Raw genomic sequence first — 19,730 nt, 5'->3', positions numbered from 1 at the left:
TGGCAATGTGCTCGATCAGCCGCGGGTCGATTGCGGCAATTCAGCGACCAGGCGCAACGACGCGGTCAGTTCGTCCAGTTGATAGTGCGGGCGCAGGTACGTCACGGCCTTGTAGACGCCTGGTTTGCCCGGTACTTCGAACACCTCGGCACGGGCTTCGCGCAGCGGGAACTTGGCCTTGGCTTCCTGGCTGGCGGTGTCGTCCAGCAACACGTAGCTCGACAGCCACTTGTTGAGGAACAGCTCGACGTCCTTGCGCGAGGCGAAGCTGCCGATCTTGTCGCGCATGATCGCCTTCATGTAGTGCGCGATGCGCGAAGTGGCGAAGATGTACTGCAATTGCGCGGAAAGCCGGGCGTTGGCGTTGGCGATGTCGGTGTTGTATTGCTTCTGCTTCTGCGCTGACTGGGTGCCGAAGAACGCGGCGTAGTCCGTGCCTTTGCAGTGCACCAGCGGAATGAAACCGAGGTCCGACAGCTCTTTCTCGCGGCGGTCGGTGATGGCGATCTCGGTCGGACACTTGAGGGCGATTTCGCCGTCGTCGGTCTTGAAGGTGTGGGTTGGCAAGCCTTCAACCAGGCCACCCCCTTCGACACCACGGATGGCCACGCACCAGCCGTAACGGGAAAACGCATCGGTGACCCGGGTGCCCAGCGCGTAGGCGGCGTTCATCCACAGGTATTTGTTGTGGTCGCGTCCGTCGACACTTTCGACAAAGTTGAATTCTTCGACCGGCGTGGTATCCGGGCCGTAAGGCAGGCGACCGAGCACGTGGGGCAGGGTCAGGCCGACATACCGCGAGTCTTCGGAGGCGCGGAACGACTTCCACTTGGCGTATTCAACGGTATCGAAAATCTTCGCCAGATCCCGTGGGCCGGACATGTCGGTAAACGAGTCCCAGCCGAACAGCTCAGGCGAGGCCGCCGAGATGAACGGCGCATGGGCGGCCGCGGCGACATGGGAAATCTCTTCGAGCAGGTACATGTCTTCCGGGCTGCGGTTGAACTCATAGTCACCCAGCAGCATGCCGAACGGTGCACCACCGAAGGTGCCGTACTCTTCTTCGTAGATCTTCTTGAACAGCGCGCTCTGGTCGAATTCGGAGGCAGCCTTGAGATCGCGCACCAGGTCTTTTTTCGACGCATTGAGCAAGTGAATCTTCAGCGTGGTGCTGGTTTCGGTCTGGTCGACCTGATACTTCAGGCCGCGCCAGGACGCTTCCAGCTGCTGGAATTCGCTGGCGTGCATGATCTCGTTCATCTGCTCGGAAAGCATCGCGTCGATTTCGGCGATGCGCGCATCGAGCACGGCGATCAGGTCCTTGCTCGGCGTCATTTCGCCTTCAAGGATCTGGTTGACCAACTCGCCAATCAGGTCACGGGTACGGCTGCGCTCGGTTTCGGAGCGGGCGACGCGGCTTTGCGAAATGATGCTGTCGAGCAGCGAGGATTGCGCGGTGAAGTTTTCCACTTCAACCAGTTCGCTGTCCTGTTGAGTCACGGTTTGCTTGTCGTTCATCGTCAGGCTCCTACGCTTTGCCGTCGGTGGCTGGAATGGCGGCTTCGCGACCGAATTCCTTGCCCAGGGTTTTCAACTTCTCGGTGTTCTGCAACACGTCCATCAACAGCTCTTCGAGCTTGTCGTTGCCGCCCATCTTGTTGCGCAGGTCCGCCAGCTTGTTGCGCACTTCCAGCAGTTTGCGCAGCGGCTCGACCTGCTTGACCACGTTCTGCGGTTCAAAGTCTTCCAGTGCGTTGAAGTTGAGCTCGACACCCAGCTGCGTGCCGTTTTTCGCCAGGGTGTTGTCGACGCGGTAGGTCAGGCGCGGCTTGATGCCCTTGAGCACGCCATTGAAGTTGTCGCGATCGATGAAAATGAACTTGCGGTCCTTGAGCTTCGGCAGCGGCTCCAGCGGGTTGCCGGAGAAATCGCCCAGCACACCGACGACAAAGGGCAGCTCTTTCTTTTCCTGAGCGTCACCGATATCCACGTCGTAGGTGATATGGACCCGAGGCGCGCGAACGCGGTCGAGTTTGTGCTGGGTACTTTCCTTCTTCGCCATCGTGATCTCCTGTGCGAACAATTCGCTGCAAGTCGTTTGCGTGTCGGTTCAATGGTTGGCCGAGCGCGTTACATTCCTTCGATCGTCAGCAGCAGGCGCTGACGGATTTCATCGTTCATTTCCATGATGTTGGCGTGCCCCACCAGCTCTTCGAAACTGGTGTTGCCGGCAATCTGGGTGCTGCTGCGGATCACGGCCTCGTCGGGCAACTGCGAGCGAACCGGCGAGCTGATGACGCAGAAGGGCAGGTCGCCGAACTCCTTCAAGCGTTCGAAACTGACGGGGAAACGCAAGCCTTCGAGCAAGCGGCTGATGCCGGGTGATTTGCTCAGGCAGTAGAACAGCACCAGGTAATGCACCACGAAGCGGTACAACTCGGCGCTGCTGCGATTGGGGTCTTTGATGATGGCGCGGAAGCGGGCCAGGTCGAAAGAACTGAACCCGACCACCCAGCGCACGGGGCTGGTGATGCGAATGGTCTGACCGCTTGCGCTCAGCACCTTGTCGTACTCCAGCGCAAACAATTGCGGGGTGGTACTGAGCAGGTTGAGGGGCACTTCGAGCTCATTGACCAACTGGAATGGAGCGGTCGAGCCGATGCGGTCGTAGAGCTCCTTGAGCTCCTTGAAATGATGCTGGGTCTCGCGCCCGCTGCTGCGTTGCGCACCCTGCAGGTACTCACCGAAAAACGTCTGCGGACGAATCAGCAAAGCCAGGGTCGCCAGATAATCCGAGGCCTGCGCCTTCAGCGCATCGGAAATGGCCCGGGTCTGGCTTCGCAGCTTGATCAATGCTTCAACATCAAAAAACGCTTGAGTCATCGGTACATCGTCCTTGAACACTCCACGCCTTCCTGGATAAAAACCGGAGCATGTCGAGTGACTTGATTCTCCATGGACATCGATCCACGAGAGGTTAATTACTGATGTTCGTCATCACGGAAACACACTGCCGGGGATAACCGGGAGTGCGATGCTGGCATATGGATATTGAGTTGCCAGTAACGTCGTGTATGGCAACACGTCGTATCGAAAAGTTCATTCGGCGGCGGATTTTTTCTCGTTTTTGTTACACGCCGCAATGATGTCCGCTTGCTACTACTTGATGGATGTGTCTGTCAGACAGTTCCGAAAGCCAGTCAATTCAATGGTTTCAGAGAGGCCATGGATCCAATTTTTAACTGAAAATAATTTTAAAAAAGGTGAACCGGTTCATCTGATGTCAGTAGTTTGACGCTTTGCAGTGATCAAGGGAGAAGCGATACCGAAGCAAGATTGACGTGCCAGCACTTGGGCGAATAATTTCCGGAGTAAAAAAATACCGGCTTGACACTGTGTATTGCATGGATGTTTCCTTTCGCACGTGCTCGGATCGCTCTTGAAAAAGTGTGACGTAGTTCAATTTTTCTGAATTCCTACGGCACTTTCCGACAGGGTAGGAGCCGCAGCGTCATTCAGGGCAGCGGGCGCGAATGCAGTTTTATAGATTGTGTTAGTACGCAGATACAGCCCGCATGAGTATGGCTCATGAAGTGCAGGTCAGTTGTTGTGGCGCGTAGCGGGTTCTGCCGAAAGTTTTTTTCGGGAAGGCGGTAAGAGGAGAGGGAACATGGACGAAAGGTATTTACCCTGTACAGTTGCGAACCCGCGCGGAACGCGTCAACAAGCCGGATTGATTGGTGGCGGCAGTCTTTCATTTCCCAGTGAGATCGCTTCGCGGTCTTTCCCGGCGCCGCAAAATTTTGCCGGTTATTACGCGACAAACGATTACAACGCAGCGATGTTTCTTGCGCATGAGTTGGCTTCGCCTGAGTCGGATATGTCACCCAGTGAAACACAAGAGTCCGTGCAGCTGCTGCGCTCGCTAATCAGGAAGCTGTCGGTTGCAATGGACATTACTGTTGAAGCACTGAAAGAATTACAGAGAACTGCAGAGGCCATCCCGGAGATAGGTCCTTTGATGTTCGCCCCGGCCAACTTGCCGGGCACGTTGGCCAGTGCAGGCACCAGCGTAGCAGCATTTTCCAAGTCGAAGTCGGTTATAGACTTGCTGGATCTCTCCGCTGCCAACAAGAAAAACCTCATCAAGTGGGCCAATAGTCGTGGAACAGCGAATTCAACCTCAGCTAAAAAGCCTTCAAGGGCCGGATAAAACTGATTCGGATTGCGGGTCAATTGCATTTTGAAGTGCCTATAACCGCCCAAGCGCAGAGTTACAAGGTACTTGGTCAGGTAGGGCAGCAAGCTGCTCATCTTCCGGTTTATGGAACGAAGGCTGCATTGAACAGGAGTGCAATGTTGCATTCCAGCGGAGCGGCAGGCGGGCTGAAGCTCATGACGGGTAATACGGTCGGTTTTGCTCTGGCCGTTGGGCCGCAGGCTTATTTTGACTATACAAGTTCGGCATCTATGGGTGAATTTTATACAAAGTCTGCATATAGCCAGCCTACTAATGTTGCTTCGTTTGCAGTTGGTACTGCGGCGACCATGGCGGTAAGTTTTTATTTAGGAGCTGCCGCACTAGGTGCAGCTCCTTTAGTGCTAATTGTTTTGATTGGCTGGGGCGCTGGGCTTGCCACGCAGGCGGTTATGAGCAGTACAGGGGCTGATAAAAAAATTGGCGATATTCTTTCAAAATGAATACTAAATATGATTGATTCTCACAGTTTAAAGAAAGGGGGCTGGATAATGTTTTTTTCCGCTGCTCTGTTTGGTGTCTTTGGTCCATCAAGCTTAAGCTATTTTTGGTGGGTATATCTGATTTTTGTTGTTGTTTTTCTAGGCTTTGTTTTATATCTAATTTACTGTTGTGAGCGATTTGTATTGTATATGTCTTCCTTGTTTCTGCTCGCAGTGGGCCTGTTTGCCTATTTAGCCTGTACGGTAGCTTATCTTACTGCTTCGGCAGTCTTAGGTGCAGGAAATGTATTTGCTGTGCTGCTAGGCTTGGTTCCTGCGATAGCTGTAGTTTTAACCGTTGTCATAATACTTGTTGGGGAAACAGCTTTTTTTCCTTTCGAATGTAAAGGGAATAGAGTAATCGCGCGAGGGCGGCAGCAGAAAAAAAACAAGCTATAACGTCGGATTGATAGTAGGTGTTTCAGTGCTCGCAAGTGGGGTTTTTTTTAAGTCGGTAGATGCCCAGGCGAGCAATGTACTTGCAGTATTAATATGTACTGGGTGTTCAGTGGCTATTTCGGTTTTGTCACGTCACATTATTCGAGGTCTGCGTACACTCTATATCGAAGAACGTAATATGCCAGTGCCTTATACATTTATGGAGATTGAAGAAATACGCGAAGCCCGCAGCCGCTGGTGGCTAGGCCGGTTGTTTAAATGGGTGGGGTCCCTGCGCCAGTCGACAGGTTCCTGACTACCAGAGCGTTAACGCGGTGGTTGCCCGAACATTGATTCCAGGAGTTACGTAAGCGATCCACGAACTACACCTACCTCCAGATGAGGCAGTCGTTTACCGTGGCATCTCTGGCGAGCAGTTCCACGGCAACAACGCTTCGTAGTCGGCGACCGACTGCGCATGCGGCAGTCTTTCCAGTACGTGGCGCAGCCACGTATAGGGCTCCTGGCCGGTGACCTTGGCGGTCTCGACCAGGCTGTAGATCTGCGCACTGGCGGTGGCGCCTTTGGGCGTATCGCTGAACAGCCAAGCCTTGCGCCCGATTACAAACGGCTTTATTGCACGCTCCGCCGGATTGTTGTCGAAAGGTAAAAAACCGGCCTCCACGTAGCGCTCCAGACGGCTCCAGTTGCTGGCCAGATAATTAACGGCCTTGCCAAGCGCACTTCGCGGCGTCACCTGCGACTGCGTTTTATCCAGCCAGCTTTTCAACTGGGCCAGGATCGGCAGGCTCTTTTCCTGACGATTAATAAAACGCTGTTCATCGCAGACATCCTTGAGTTCGCGCTCAATGCCGTACAGCTTGTTGATCATCGTCAGCGCGATATCGGCACGTCCCGTCTTGCCCTTGGGCTGCACTTTTTGCGCATCGACGAACTTGCGCCGGGCAGGGGCCATGCACGCCAGACGTTCCACACCCGGTTGCAACGCCAACGCGTTATAACCCGCGTAATCGTCAGTCATGACATAGCCACGATAACTTTCCAGCAGGCGCAGCGGCACGTCCTGCGCACGGCTGGAGGTGTAGTCGAACAGCACAACTTTTCGATCCGGAGGCCCGCTGGCCTGCACCCACATCCAGGATTGGCTGGTCGGGTCTCGATCCGGTTCTTTCAGTACCTGAACGCGGGTTTCATCGCAGTGGATGACCGGGCTTTCCAGCAAACGGTCGCGCATCAAATTCAGCAACGGTTGTAAGTGCTCGCCACACTGGATAATCCAGCGAGCGAGGGTCTGACGCGGGATCTCTACGCCGTGTCGGCTCAGCACCGTTTCAAAACGGTGCAGCGGCAAGCCGTCGACATACTTTGTGGTCAACAGCATGGCCAGCACGCTCGGACTGGCCATGCTCTTTTCGATCAACTGAGCCGGTTTGTCAGCGGTGACCGGAGCCGTTTCACAACCGCGGCAGCCGTAGACTTTGCGGATGTGTTTGATGACCCGGATCTGCATCGGCACGATATCCAGCTGCTCGCTGGTTTCTTCGCTGATCACATGCTTGCGGCAACCGCAGGCACAGGTCAGTTCGTGCTCGGGCAGTTCGTGGATGACTTCGATACGCGGCAGATCAGCTGACAGTGGCTTGCGTTTGCCACGGCGCTTAGTCGGCGCAACGACTTCTTCTTCGGCGTCATCGACGACTGGCATCGGCTCGCTTTCGGGTTCGTTGAACAAGGCCAATTGCGGTGTGTTGGGCTCAATCGTTTGCTCGGATTTACGACCAAATATACGGTCGCGCAACAATTTGATCTGTTCTTTCAGATCAACGATATGAGTCTCGTAAGCCTCTTTGACTTCCTGATCACGTGCGCGCGTTTCGTACGTATCAAGCAGCATCTGCTTGAGAAGCACTGGGTCATCAGGAAGGTTGTCTGGCATGGATGGCATGCCCCGGATTATTCCTGTCAGGCGACAAATCTTGGAGTCAAAACCTGATGTGGACGGTTGCGCCACAGGTCAAAACCGTCGAGCAACCAGTTCAACTCCTGGACGCTCAACACGATGGCTTCGTCGGTGGCCTCAGGCTATGTTTTAAATCGCTCGGATTCCAGGCGCTTGAGCCAAAGGCAGAAGCCGTTGCGCTCCCAATAAAGTATTTTCACTCGGTTACGGTGGCGATTCAGAAAGACGAAAAGCACCGGGTCGAACACGGCGACTTTGATATCCAACTCGACCAGAGCGGCCAGCCCGTCGATGGATTTTCGGAAGTCCACGGGCTTGGGGTAGAGGTACAATTTTTCGACTTTGGCGTCGGGTCGCATCATGAGCTGCTGGCTCCTGAAAGGAATCGGGAGCACAGCATTGCGGATCAACAGTTGGCTTTGAATGTGGTGTTCATGGATCGGATACAGCTAGATGATGGGTGATATCAGTTCTTTTCGCAGATTTTACAGCTGGTGCCTCTTTCGCCTTAGCTCCCTGTTCAGCAGGATCAACAGTCTTCAACGGCGCCGGTTCCCTCACCCGCAACCTAATGTTGTTTGATCAGGCTGGCTGATTAAAGCAGTTGAATCTTTCTTAAGTCGTTCATCTTCCGTCTACCTGTATGCACACCTCCTGCTCGCCGATCATTTTACAAGGCCAATGATCATTGATATAGCGAGTAGGCTTGAAGCAGGCGTTTTCGTCATTTACCCAGAACAACTGCCAGGCCGACCCAGAGATAAGTAGCTTCGGGCAAGATGTGTAGTCTTTATAGAGCAATGTAAGAGTGGTCAGGATCATAGTGGCGGGTACAATATATATTATTGTCTTGAAGCACAGGTATAACATCAGAGTTTGAAGGCGCAGCAAGAAGGAGTTTTTTGGAGGGTCAAATTTTTTTCCCGTCCAAGCAGCAATAAAGGCACCTATTATCCCGATTAATACAATAGGCGGAGCCATCAATAGGCCGAACGCTAGATAAGGAGTCTCTACAACGGGAGCGTTTCGGTAAATGCGTCCGTAAATTGGGAGCACGTGTTCATAAAGCCAATACAGCGAAAAAAAGCCCGTGAGTATCATGAAGAAGGCAAAGGCCAAAGCACCTAGTCTGAAGGCCAGAGGAGACATGGAGTGCGCAGATACGCATGATTTATTGTTCATAAGTGATCTAGACTTCAAAAAAAAATCAATTTTGATATATTTGGTAGTTCCGGAGCTTTTGGCCAGCTAGGTAATGGAAGGTCGTTGGGCTGTATTTTCCGGACAATCCAGGATTTTGTTTCGTCGTATGCTTGATCAATAAGTTCGCCTATGACGCTGGTGGCAACTTTTCAGTATATATTTGCAAGTCTTTAATGCTGATTCTGGTCGCTTTTTCGTGTAGTTGTTCTATGTTATGAAGGGCGTAGCGCATTCCAGACTTTACACTATTTTTGATGCCGTACTGATTGTCCAAAACATTCAACCCAATGCCTATGCCGAATACCACCACCGCTCCAACTGCGACCGGAAATGCGGCGGCGGTAAAAAGCGCCCCTGCCGCCATTGCAGCCGCATACCCAATCGCAGTCGCTATCCCTGCTTTAATTAACTCAACGCCAACGGCTGCAAAAAGATCAGAAAGTACAGCCTCGTCATTAAATACCCATTCCAATACTTCAATGCCAACCGCGACATAGCAAGAAAGTTTAAAGCCTTTTACTGAAGATCCTCGAATCCCATATTTGTCTATTCCAACCTCAACTAACTGAGCATTTCGAATCCCGTAACGAGTTCCTTTCAAGCGGTTCCGCAACCCCGGATATCCGGTTAAAACGACATATCGCTTTCCGTTTTTAATTAAGACGCGAATCTTGGTTCCAATTCCGCCAATGTCACTGAGCAAGCGGCCAACGTTGTACGCATCATAGGCGCCCAACGCTGCCGGTACTCCCCAGTTCGTATTGACGAAAGAATGTACGGTCGCGTTGTAGATTGATTGCGTGTTGCCCCAAAGACCATCCAGCATTTCCGGTTGGGTCCTGGAGCACATGGTTGGTGGCTGGGTGCCAGTATCTGCGGTGCCGTTTCGTTGTGCTATCAACGCGTTTGCGTCATCCATGCTCAGAACGACCATTTCATGTTGATTGCTGTCCATGTCACGGCCCAGCTGATCGAGTTGTGTATCACTCAAACTCATGACGAACTCCCTGTAAGCCTGTCTACTCGCCTTACGTGGCAAGCGTCTGAAGTGCAGGGTGCACTGACCGAAAACTAAAATAAAACAGGCAAATTGCCATCACTGAGAAGTGTTTCGTTACCTTGACAAAGAACTTTCAAGAGGTTTCCATCGCTGACTTGAGGCCAATTTTTGCAGGATGCAACGAATGATAGCGTGCAGTTGACCGCCCAGAAAAATCAGCTAACCGCCTTCGATTCCCCGCTACCTACCGAACAATAACCGATTCTGGTGATCTTTGGCGGTCAGGAGGGGCTTGAGATTTTTGCGATTGTCATTGCGGCAAGCTGAGCCATGACAGGGTTTGAAAGTATTTCAAAAGCGAAATAATCAGATGTGCGACCGCGCAGGATCCAGGGATTTTCACTTTTTAAAGGAGCTGTTGCATGAACAATGGACTTTATCCCTGTACGGCCGCCGATCCAATGGGTGTTGGCCCCCACGATGGGTTGTTAGGTGAGGGGGCACTACCATGGCCAAGTGAAATTGCTTCCCGAGCGTTTCCTTCTTCATTGGCTATCGGAGGGCTCTACTCTACCGATGATCTGAGTGCTGCTGAGTTCCTCATAAAGGAATTGAGTTCACCTGAGGCAGAGTTGAGTGAAGACGAATATGAGGAATACTGGATACTGCTGATCTCCCTTATTGCTAAACTGAAAAAGGCTGTAAATGTCACGGCAGAGCAATTTGCAAAGATACAGAAAAAGGCAGTTTCAATTCCTGTAGTTGGACCATTGCTGTTTTCACCGGCGAACCTGCCCGGTACCTTGGCAAGTGTTGGGGGGCTTATTCATGCTGGCTCGCGAGCAGCCAAGGTTGAAGACCTTCTTGATATTGATAAATCAACTAGGAAGCAACTTAAAAAATGGATTGCCTCGCGTGGCAAATCTGGTAGTGTCTCAGCAAAGAAAACATTTCGTGGGCGAATTAAAGTTGTTCGAATAGCGGGTGCGCTTTATCTCGAAATACCGGCATCAGCCAAAGCCAGTATCTATAGAGTCGCTGGCAAAGTAGTGGGTGATGTCATTCATATACCTACTCATAACGCAGCCAAGGCGTTGCGGGCGACAAGTCATGTTGATGCCGCTGCGTATGGTCAAAGGGGCGTGGGTCGCGTACTTGTTGGCAATGCAGCTGGGCCGCTGCTTGCATTTGGTCCCCAACTCGTCATGGATATTAGAAGTTCAGAGAGTACCGATGAATTCCTTGAAAAAACTGCTTACAGTCAGCCTACCAATGGTTTGGTTTTTGCCAGTGGTGTAATTATTGGTGCAACCGTTAGTGCCCCTGCAGTTGTGGTGATTGCGTTGGGTATTGGAGCAGGCTTGTTGATACAGGTGGTCATGAGTGATGAAGTTACAGGTTGGGGGACTTCTTTCGGAGATGTTCTTTTGGGGAAGGATTGACTATGTTTAGTGTTGAGTCTCAGCGGTTTTTGTCCACGGTGTTCGGTACTTGGTTTTTGTTTTCTTTGCTGGCTGCATTCTCGATTGGGATTCTGCCGGAAATTATGACTTTGCCTGCAGTTTTTGCTGTCCTATGGTTAACGTGTTGGTGCATAAATTGTGCTTATCGGACGGAAAGGTTCACCAAATACGCTAGCCTTCGGCTATTTACCAATCTTGCCATTGCGCCTGGTTTTGCATTTGTCGCTGCGTTGGTGACTTGCTATAAGCAATTAAAGTTGAATGCTCCGTTAGCTGTTTTTATAAGTTTCGTTCCCGTATTCTTGTCCTTGATTGTCTATGGCTTCCTATACCGGTGGCGTGGAGGTCATAGCCCTTTAGTCGTTCGAGGGCAGCGGGTCGAGGTGATAGGGGCTATCCAGGAAAATCATTGGTTATTAGGTGTGGTTGGCGCTGCTTTGGGCTCTTTAACCTATCCAGTTTTTTACGCGTATAAGTCGTCGACTTCAATCCTGGTGTTTCTTTTTATTGTCATATCGTTGTTTATGCTGTTTTATCACCGTTCCAGTATATCTGCGTTAAGAACCCTGAAGGAGCAGGAGGCGCGAGAAGGTTCTTGTTTTACATTTATGAATATTGAAGAGATTCGTAAAAAGCGCGCTTCCTCTTTGATTGGTCGGATGTTCACTGCAAATATTGATCGTTGAGATTTATCAGACTTCAGTTTCAAGGAGAGTGAAATGTTAATGGACTTGCTTGCGATGATGAGCCCGCAAAATAAACGGCTCTTCAAACTCAACACGTTTGCCCAGCCCGGAGACGAAGAACTGCTGCTGGAATACTTCTCCGGAGCTGAAGCATTATCGAAGCCTTTCCAGTTTGATCTAGGTCTGTTAAGCCACCGGGCGGATGTAAAGCTAAAATCTTTGATCGGCCGTCTCGCAACGGTTGAAATTGAGCTCGCGGATGGTTCTACACGTTATTTAAACGGATACATCAATCGTTTCAGTAGTAAAGGCAGCGATGGTGGAGTCATTCGCTACGGTGCGGTGCTGGGACCATGGTTGTGGATGCTTACCTGCCGATTTGATTCACGGATTTTTCAGGACAAGACGGTACAAGACGTGCTCGTCGACGTTTTTGGTAATTTTGGTACTTTGCCGAAATTTGAGTTTCGCCTGAGCAAAACACTCAAGCAGCGCAGTTTCATTACTCAGTATCGCGAAAGTGACTTCAATTTTGTACAGCGACTGCTTGAGAGCGAGGGGTTGTTTTACTATTTTGAACATACTGCTGACTCGCACCTAATGGTTATCGCGGATAACTCCAGAACTTTAGATCCATTACCCGAGCAACCACAGATTCGTTTTCACAGCGCATCGGTGACAGAAACGGCAGACTCGATCACTCGTTGGAGCGCAACTCGTCAGTTGCAGTCAGGCAAGATCGCTGTGCGTACTTTTGATTACCGACAGCCGCGGAACTTCTTACCTGTCACCATGCAGAGCCTCAATCAACAAGGGAATGTTGAAAAATTTGAAGTCTACGACTTTCCCGGACAGTACACTCACGGCTCCTATGAAGACGGTGAAGCATTTGTGCGAAATCGGGTCGAGGCGTTGGAGTTACTCGGAAAAACGTTTTATGGCGACAGCAACTGTCGCGCCATGAAGCCGGGTTTCACCTTTGAGTTGACGCAGCACTACGAACACGATCTGGGCTCTGCTGAGAATCGACAGTTTTTGCTCATCAGCGTTGAACACAGCGGTAGCAATAATTATATGACCGGCGATCAAGCTGGTTATCTGAACAAATTTGTTTGCGTGCGTAGTAAGATCACCTACCGTCCCCAACTGACCACGCGTAAGCCATCTATTAATGGCCCACAAACCGCGATCGTCGTCGGCCCACCGGGTGAAGAAATCTACACCGATGAACTAGGCCGGGTAAAAGTGCAGTTTCACTGGGATCGCTACGGGGAGTTCAACGACAAGAGTTCCTGTTGGGTCCGTGTCGCACAATCCGGAGCCAGTGGCGGTTTCGGCAGTGTCTTGATTCCTCGGGTTGGCGACGAGGTCGTCGTGTCTTTCCTTGATGGTGATCCAGATCGCCCGCTGGTCATGGGCAGCCTCTACAACAGCCAGAACACGCCGCCATGGTCGTTGCCGGCCAACAAGACGCAAAGCGGTTTCCTGACCCGGTCGATGAAAGGCGACGGCGGTACGGCGAACTTCTTCCGCTTCGAAGACAAGGCCGGTGCCGAGCAGATCATCATGCATGCCGAGCGCAACATGGACACCGAGATCGAGGTCGACGAGAGCCACAGTGTCGGCAGCAACCGCACGATCACGGTGGGTGGCACGCACACTGAAACGATCAAGAAAGACACGGTGATGAACGTCCAGGAAGGGTCGCTGACGATTCAGGTCGACAACCAGTTCATTCAGGTCAACGCCAAACAGCACATCATTCTTCAGGTAGGGGAGAGCAGCATCATCCTCACGCCGGACGGCATCGAGATCAAAGGCAAGGCGATCACTACGACGAGCACCGGCACGACCCAGATCACCGGCTCCGAGGTCAGGGTCAATGATTGAGGTAACGGCGCCATGACCAGAGTCAGTCTCTACGATCGCATTTCCGAAAAGCGTATTGCGCAGGAGGAGGCTGAACGCCTTGCCCAGCAGAACGCGGTTCTCGCCCAGCCTGAGCCCGAGCCGGAACCCGCGCCTGTTGTGGCGCTGCAAGACACGCCCAGCCATTTCACCTTCGCGGGTTTCAATCTGGCATTCCCGGCGGGGTTCCATTTCCGTGAGATCCAGACCACCGTCGAGCACGAAGGCGAGCCGGTCAGCCTGACGATCAAGCGACGCGATGTGCAACAGGGGCAGACCCTGGAGCAGTTTTTCGAGGCCGCGTTGCAGGCGTTTCGCGAGGATCATCCGGACGTGCGCATCATCCGCCAGCGCGATGTCAACGTGGCCGGCAGTGCGGCGAAGTCGGCGGATCTGCATTTCAAGAGCGGCCATGCCGATCGACACGCGCGTCTGGTCGGGGCGCTTGTGCCGGTCGCCGGACGTGAAGATATGCAATGGCTGAGCATCGGTTGCGAGATTGATCCGGCCAGACCCGCGCTCAGTCTCTGGCTGGTTGATTTTGACGGCATGCTCGATGGCCTCGCGGCCCGCTGAAATGCCCATTTTTTGAATTCAGGAATTTACATCACATGGATTATGAGTTGCAGGAAGGCAGCATTGTGTTGCCACAGGGTTTCCAGGATCGAACCGTTAACATGTTTGTGCTGGGGGCAAGCATTCCAGCGCCGTTGAGCATCACCATTTCCCGGGACACATTGCTGCCCGGCGAGGTGCTCAAAGCCTACGTCGAGCGTCAGATCAAAATGCTCGCGTCCAAGCTGCGCGGCTACACGCTACTGGGCAAAAAAGCCGTAGCGCTGTCGACCACCGCGCCGATCGACGGCGTGCAGATCGATGCGTATTACATGACCGATGGCCGACCGTTCTACCAGCGTCAGGCAGCGTTTCTGATCGAACCCGGACGCGCGATCATTTTCTCCACCACCGCCCAGGCTGACTTCAGCAGCGAGCAGAACCAGAACTGGATGGACCTGCTGGCGAGCTTTCAGCCTCGCCAGCCGGGCGCCCCGATGACCGACTCCAGCCCCCAGGAGTAACGGTCATGTTTGAAGCCGCAAGGTTTGGTGATGAACTGTCGCACACCAGTGCGTTGGGCGGGTTTCTCATCGGTGCAGCACTGGGTATCGCGCTGATCGCCACGGTGGCGATCGCGACGTTCACCTGTGGGTTTGGTGTGGCATTGTTGGCGGGTTTACTTGCAGGCGTCGGAGGTAGCCTGCTCACCGCGGCCGGGGAGAAAATAGGCAGCATGTTTTCTTCACCCGCGGGGACCATCGTCACCGCGTCGCCCAACGTCTTCATCAACAGTCGCAAAGCGGCTCATGTGGAGAAAAGCACCGGCGCCTGCGACAAGCATCCCGGCCCGGTGAAGGTCGCCGAGGGTTCGACCAACGTCTTCATCAACGGCACTGCGGCCGCCCGCAAGGGTGACAAGCTGACCTGCGGCGCAACGCTCTCGAGCGGTTCGGACAATGTCTTCATCGGTGGCGGAACCTATCGCTACCTGCCGGTGGACGACGAAATTCCCGGTTGGCTGCGGACCACGGTCGACATTCTGATGGCGGTCGCGGGTGCGGCGGGTGGTATTGCCCAGTTGATCAAGGCCGGAACCCAGGCCGGCATGAAAGCCGTCATGCCCTGTGTCCTGAAATTCACCGCCGGGTTCGTCGCCGGCGAGGTCGCTTCGCGTTACGTCGTGGGGCCTGCGATCGAGCGTGCGGTGGGTGGCCTGGTCGGTAATCCGGTCGACGCCACCACCGGCCGCAAGGTCATCACCGACGAAACCGACTTCAGCCTCCCGGGCCTGATGCCCATTCAATGGTCGCGTTTCTATGCCAGCGACCTGAGCGTCGACAGCGTGCTTGGCAAGGGTTGGGTCTTGCCCTGGGAGCAGAGCCTGCGTCGCAGTGGTGCTTTCGTTTATCTCACCGACAATCAGGGCCGCAGTGTTCCGTTCGTCGACGTGCAACCGGGGGAACGCATCTACAACCCCCACGAGCAGGTGCATCTGGTCCGCACCGAAGGTGGCCATTACCTGCTGCAAACCCTCGACAACACCTTCTTCTATTTCGGCGAAGTCGCGGGCGACAACATCCCCGTGCCGCTGCAACGCATCGAAAATGCACTGGGCCATTTCCTGCATTTCACCCGCACCGCCGAGGGCACGCTTACCGATATCAGCGCCACCGGTGGCGTGCGGGTGCACCTGCATTACGACCACCCGCTGGGTCGCCTGACCGACGTCAGACGCGTGGTCGACAACCAGGCCGTTGAAACCCTGGTGCAGTACCGCTACGACGACCATGGCCAGCTCAATGAAGTAATCAACCGCAACGGCGATTCGGTACGCCGTTTCAGCTATGTCGATGGCGTGATGGCCAGTCATAGCAATGCCTTGGGCCTGACCTGTAACTATCGTTGGGAACAGATTGGCGGCCAGCCACGCGTGGTGGAGCACTGGACCAGCGATGGCGAACGTTACCAGTTCCGCTACGACATCAAGGCCCGAACCACGCGGATCACCGATGTGCTCGGGCGCGAAGCGGAGATTCATTACAACGCCGATCATCGCGTCACCTCCAGTCGCGATTTCGGTGGCGAGCACTACGTCATCGACATTGATGACAGCGGCAACATGACCGGCCTGACATTGCCTGATGGCAACCGGGTCACGCTCAAGTACGACGAATACTCACGCCTGCTCGAAGAGACCGATCCGCTCGGGCGCGCGATCAAATACCGCTATCACCACCTGACTACCCTGGTCACGCAGGTGGACTACCCGGACGGCAGCACCTGGCAAGCCCGCTACGACGATAAGGGCAATCTCATCGCCGAAGTCGATGCCCTCGGTCACACCACCGAATACCTGAACGGTGACGACGGCCTGCCGCACACCATCATCGATGCGACCGGCAAATCCAAATACCTGTGGTGGAACACTCTGGCCCAAGTCGAGCGCTTTCAGGATTGCTCGGGTAAAACCACCACCTATCGCTTCGACGAACGCCAACACCTGGTCGCCGTCACCGACGCGTTGGGGCAGACCACTTCCCTGGAACGCAAACCCGACGGCGAAGTGCTGCGCATCCAGCACCCGGACGGCAGCGCCGAATCGTTCACTTACAACGCCCTCGGCCAGGTACTGACGCACACCGACGGCAAAGGCCAGACCACGCGCCTGCTGCGCACCGCCCGTGGCTTGCCGAGCAGCCGCCAGGATGCGAAGGGCCAGCGCATCCGCTACGAATACGACCCGGCGATTCGCCTGACTGCACTGGTCAACGAAAACAACGCGGCGTACCAGTTTGCCTACGATGCGTCCGACCGGTTGGTCGAAGAAAAACGCATCGACAACCTGACCCGGCGCTTCAGTTATAACCTGGGCGGGCATCTGACCCAGGTCGACGAAACCGGCTACGGCGAACGCGGTGAACGGCCACAACGCCGTACCGAATTCGAGCGCGACAGCATTGGCCGGCTGCTGGCCAAGCTCAATGCCGATGCTCGACAAGATTATGCTTATGACGACGGCGACCGTTTGCTGTCGATCCAGCGCCTGCCGACCGCGCAGGGCAAGCAAATCGGCGTCAGCGAAGAAACACTCGAATTCTCCTACGACCTGCTCGGCCGTCTGATCCAGGAGACCACGGCGCAAGGCGCCTTGTCCTACGAATACGATCCACTGAGCAACCTCACCACCCTGACGTTGCCCACCGGCCAACACCTTAATCACCTGTACTACGGCAGCGGCCACCTGCACCAACTCAACCTCGACGGTCAGTTGATCAGCGACATCGAGCGCGACGACCTGCACCGCGAAGTCCTGCGCACCCAAGGCGCGCTCACCAGCTGTTTCGGCTACGACGCCATGGGCCGCAAGAGCTGGCAGTTCGCCTCGCGCCTGCCAGCGGAAAAACTCTCGCGCATCCACAACCCCGGCATCCAGCCCGACCTGCTGGTGGAGCACGCCTACAACCCGATCCACCGCCGTCACCAGTACGACCCGGCCGGCGAGTTGACCCGCACCCTCGACAAACTGCGCGGCGAGATCAAGTACGAGTACGAAGCCAACGGCCAGTTGCACAGCCGCGACACCGGCAAGCTTGTCGACAGCGAAGAATTCCGCTACGACGCCGCAGCGAACCGGCTGAATTTCAACACCAGCCAGTTCGACCACGTCAAAGACAACCGCCTCAAACGCTGGCGGGATCAGGAGTATGCCTACGATGCGTGGGGTAACCTGATCGAAAAACGTAGCGGCATGGGCAAACTGCAGACGTTTGTTTATGACTGCGAAAACCACTTGGTCAAGGCCGAGACGCTGGTTAACGGCAAGCTGGAAAGCAGTGGTTTTTATCGATACGACAGCCTGGGACGGCGGGTTGGTAAGCAGTCCGTTGTTAATGGCGTGACCGAGCAGAAACACTTCTTGTGGCAAGGCCTGCGGATGCTGCGGGAGGAAAGTCCGGGGCAGAGCAGTTTGTACCTGTATGAACCGGGAAGTTATGCGCCGCTGGCGCGGGTCGACCAGGCGGAAGGTGAGGAGCAAAAGCTTTATTACTTCCATACCGACCAGATTGGTACGCCGCTGGAGATGACGGACCGAGAAGGGCAGATTGTCTGGCAGGCGACGTATAAGGCGTGGGGGGCGGTTGAGAAACTGACGGTTAATGCCGTCGAGCAGAACCTGAGGTTTCAGGGGCAGTATTTTGACGATGAGACGGGGCTGCACTACAACACGTTTCGGTATTACGATCCGGAGGTGGGGCGGTTTGTAACGCAGGATCCGATTGGGTTATACGGAGGAGAAAATCTTTACCAGTATGCGCCTAATCCAAATGCATGGATCGACTCTTTAGGCCTTGCTTGTGAAAAATGGGATGTGAACTCACATCAAGGCAATAAAAGTGCTGTAAAGGGTAAAAATCTGGGATTAGACTCTCACCATGTTGGACAAAAAAATCTTATGAAAGATTTGGTTGAGGGCTACGATCCAGCAACTGCTCCTGCAATGTTAGTGCCTCGTGTGGGGCATACTGTTTCTAAAGAAGGAGTAGGTATTTTGTCAAGGAGTGGGGTGAATGGAAAGACAGGATTACCATTTACCAGTGCGCGTGATGTTGTGGCTCGCGACATAAGAGAGCTCAGGCGTGTGTATCCTGATGTACCCAATGCAAAGCTTCAAGAATTGATATCGCTCAATAAAGCAATGTACCCAGAAATGCGCTAACGAGGATGGTTTATGAAAACGGATCAACGATTTGTATTAGCAATATTTAATGAGCTATATACAAAAAATTTAGAGCAATATAGAGATTCATTAACTAAGCCTATTAATAACGAAAATGACCCTTATGCCAAAGCCAGAAATGCATTGGCTACGCTTAGCGATCATGATAGGGCTAATGTTTTTGATTTCTTTAAAGTTATTATTGCTGATAGTGCTTCGGTGGTCTTGGGGGCGCTGGATGGCGTTCATTTCCCTGATGGTATAGACGGAGATTTTGTTGTTACGTGTGATGGAGAGGAAATTCAAGGTGATCTCCTTGATATCTTTATTGAGAAGGCCCAAGAGAGTAATGTTTACGGCTAAAAAAAATATACTTCAATGATTAGATTGAGCTTTGCAGCCTATATTTGAAGTGTTTCGACAGCGACGCCATGGGCCGCAAGAGCTGGCAGTTCGCCTCGCGCCTGCCAGCGGAAAAACTCTCAAAAATTCACAACCCCGGCATCCAGCCCGACCTGCTGGTGGAGCACGCCTACAACCCGATCCACCGCCGTCACCAGTACGACCCGGCCGGCGAACTGATCCGAACCCTCGACAAACTGCGCGGCGAGATCAAGTACGAATACGAAGCCAACGGCCAGTTGCACAGCCGCGACACCGGCAAGCTTGTCGACAGCGAAGAATTCCGCTACGACGCCGCGGCGAACCGGCTGAATTGTAAGCGCTCCATGAACCCCACATTCAAAGCCGCCACCTGATCCCCGATGCTGTGCTCTCGATTCCTTTCCGGAGCCAGCACCTCATGATGCGTCCCGACGCAAAAGTCGAAAAAGTCTATCTCTACCCCAAACCCGTCGACTTCCGAAAATCCATCGATGGCCTCGCCGCTCTGGTCGAACTGGACATTAAGGTCGCGGTGTTTGACCCGGTACTTTTCGTGTTCCTCAACAAGCCTCGAAACCGAGTGAAAATTTTGTATTGGGAGCGTAACGGTTTTTGCCTTTGGCTAAAGCGGCTGGAGTCCGAGCGCTTCAAAACATCGCCGGATTTTTCGGATGAAGCCATCGTTCTGACGGTTCAAGAACTCAACTGGTTA

At 53.6% G+C, this 19,730-nt stretch carries 18 protein-coding genes and 1 pseudogene; 13 read left to right on the top strand and 6 right to left on the bottom strand.

Annotated elements, in window-relative coordinates; all coding sequences use genetic code 11:
• Positions 1 to 15: 15 nt before the first annotated feature.
• From tssC to BVK86_RS27465, 3 genes are all read right to left on the bottom strand, one after another.
• Entirely contained in the window at positions 16 to 1,518 is a 1,503-nt protein-coding gene (gene tssC / locus BVK86_RS27475) for a type VI secretion system contractile sheath large subunit (RefSeq protein ID WP_075949369.1), read from the bottom strand.
• Between the two features lie 10 nt (positions 1,519 to 1,528).
• Positions 1,529 to 2,062 carry a type VI secretion system contractile sheath small subunit gene (gene tssB, locus BVK86_RS27470; RefSeq protein ID WP_034150990.1) on the bottom strand — a complete coding sequence of 178 codons (534 nt, stop codon included), beginning with the start codon at positions 2,060 to 2,062 and terminating at the stop codon, positions 1,529 to 1,531.
• Positions 2,063 to 2,130: 68 nt separating this feature from the next.
• Positions 2,131 to 2,883 carry a hypothetical protein gene (locus BVK86_RS27465; RefSeq protein ID WP_075949407.1) on the bottom strand — a complete coding sequence of 251 codons (753 nt, stop codon included), beginning with the start codon at positions 2,881 to 2,883 and terminating at the stop codon, positions 2,131 to 2,133.
• Positions 2,884 to 3,670: 787 nt separating this feature from the next.
• Here BVK86_RS27465 and BVK86_RS30265 point away from each other — a divergent pair.
• The 3 genes from BVK86_RS30265 (at position 3,671) to BVK86_RS29670 (ending at position 5,139) form a co-directional block, all read left to right on the top strand.
• Complete coding sequence (locus BVK86_RS30265; RefSeq protein ID WP_231977863.1) at positions 3,671 to 4,213, top strand: hypothetical protein; 543 nt, start codon at positions 3,671 to 3,673, stop codon at positions 4,211 to 4,213.
• A 143-nt stretch (positions 4,214 to 4,356) separates the two neighbouring features.
• Entirely contained in the window at positions 4,357 to 4,701 is a 345-nt protein-coding gene (locus tag BVK86_RS30260; protein ID WP_231977865.1) for a hypothetical protein, read from the top strand.
• Positions 4,702 to 4,710: 9 nt separating this feature from the next.
• The gene (locus BVK86_RS29670; protein ID WP_139315813.1) at positions 4,711 to 5,139 is read left to right on the top strand and encodes a hypothetical protein; all 429 of its coding nucleotides are present in this window, start codon (positions 4,711 to 4,713) and stop codon (positions 5,137 to 5,139) included.
• 391 nt (positions 5,140 to 5,530) lie between these two features.
• Here the strand turns inward: BVK86_RS29670 and tnpC are convergent, their stop codons facing one another.
• Positions 5,531 to 7,084, bottom strand: a complete 1,554-nt coding sequence (gene tnpC, locus BVK86_RS27450; RefSeq protein WP_075949368.1) for an IS66 family transposase — start codon at positions 7,082 to 7,084, stop codon at positions 5,531 to 5,533.
• Between the two features lie 47 nt (positions 7,085 to 7,131).
• On the opposite strand from tnpC, the gene BVK86_RS30645 reads away from it, so the two are divergent.
• Positions 7,132 to 7,563 carry a hypothetical protein gene (locus BVK86_RS30645; protein WP_425272405.1) on the top strand — a complete coding sequence of 144 codons (432 nt, stop codon included), beginning with the start codon at positions 7,132 to 7,134 and terminating at the stop codon, positions 7,561 to 7,563.
• Between the two features lie 160 nt (positions 7,564 to 7,723).
• Here BVK86_RS30645 and BVK86_RS27435 read toward each other — a convergent pair whose 3' ends face one another.
• Positions 7,724 to 8,281 (bottom strand): hypothetical protein, encoded by a 558-nt coding sequence (locus BVK86_RS27435; protein ID WP_075949365.1) that lies wholly within the window; start codon positions 8,279 to 8,281, stop codon positions 7,724 to 7,726.
• A 148-nt stretch (positions 8,282 to 8,429) separates the two neighbouring features.
• Positions 8,430 to 9,299, bottom strand: coding sequence for a hypothetical protein (locus BVK86_RS27430; protein WP_231977867.1), 870 nt, complete (start codon positions 9,297 to 9,299; stop codon positions 8,430 to 8,432).
• Between the two features lie 425 nt (positions 9,300 to 9,724).
• Between BVK86_RS27430 and BVK86_RS27425 the strand changes: the two genes are divergently transcribed.
• From BVK86_RS27425 to tnpB, 9 genes and pseudogenes are all read left to right on the top strand, one after another.
• On the top strand, positions 9,725 to 10,744 hold the full coding sequence (locus BVK86_RS27425; RefSeq protein ID WP_075949364.1) for a hypothetical protein: 1,020 nt from the start codon (positions 9,725 to 9,727) through the stop codon (positions 10,742 to 10,744).
• 2 nt (positions 10,745 to 10,746) lie between these two features.
• The gene (locus BVK86_RS27420) at positions 10,747 to 11,451 is read left to right on the top strand and encodes a hypothetical protein (protein WP_075949363.1); all 705 of its coding nucleotides are present in this window, start codon (positions 10,747 to 10,749) and stop codon (positions 11,449 to 11,451) included.
• A 33-nt stretch (positions 11,452 to 11,484) separates the two neighbouring features.
• The gene (locus BVK86_RS27415; protein WP_075949362.1) at positions 11,485 to 13,341 is read left to right on the top strand and encodes a type VI secretion system Vgr family protein; all 1,857 of its coding nucleotides are present in this window, start codon (positions 11,485 to 11,487) and stop codon (positions 13,339 to 13,341) included.
• A 12-nt stretch (positions 13,342 to 13,353) separates the two neighbouring features.
• On the top strand, positions 13,354 to 13,935 hold the full coding sequence (locus tag BVK86_RS27410; protein WP_075949361.1) for a DcrB-related protein: 582 nt from the start codon (positions 13,354 to 13,356) through the stop codon (positions 13,933 to 13,935).
• A gap of 35 nt (positions 13,936 to 13,970) precedes the next feature.
• Positions 13,971 to 14,438: a DcrB-related protein gene (locus BVK86_RS27405; RefSeq protein ID WP_075949360.1), complete on the top strand. Its 468-nt coding sequence runs from the start codon at positions 13,971 to 13,973 to the stop codon at positions 14,436 to 14,438.
• A gap of 5 nt (positions 14,439 to 14,443) precedes the next feature.
• Positions 14,444 to 18,634 carry an RHS repeat-associated core domain-containing protein gene (locus tag BVK86_RS27400; RefSeq protein ID WP_075949359.1) on the top strand — a complete coding sequence of 1,397 codons (4,191 nt, stop codon included), beginning with the start codon at positions 14,444 to 14,446 and terminating at the stop codon, positions 18,632 to 18,634.
• Positions 18,635 to 18,646: 12 nt separating this feature from the next.
• Positions 18,647 to 18,997, top strand: a complete 351-nt coding sequence (locus tag BVK86_RS27395) for a hypothetical protein (RefSeq protein WP_075949358.1) — start codon at positions 18,647 to 18,649, stop codon at positions 18,995 to 18,997.
• A 50-nt stretch (positions 18,998 to 19,047) separates the two neighbouring features.
• Positions 19,048 to 19,350: pseudogene (locus tag BVK86_RS27390) on the top strand (HNH/ENDO VII family nuclease); the annotation flags it as partial.
• Between the two features lie 86 nt (positions 19,351 to 19,436).
• Positions 19,437 to 19,730, top strand: a 294-nt coding sequence (gene tnpB, locus BVK86_RS27385) for an IS66 family insertion sequence element accessory protein TnpB (protein WP_075949357.1), incomplete at its 3' end; no start/stop codon positions are given.

The organism is Pseudomonas reinekei (genome assembly GCF_001945365.1).
In the GTDB taxonomy this organism is placed as follows: domain Bacteria; phylum Pseudomonadota; class Gammaproteobacteria; order Pseudomonadales; family Pseudomonadaceae; genus Aquipseudomonas; species Aquipseudomonas reinekei.
The sequence above is the reverse complement of the archived record's forward strand: the minus strand, read 5'-3'. Positions and strand labels throughout refer to the sequence as shown.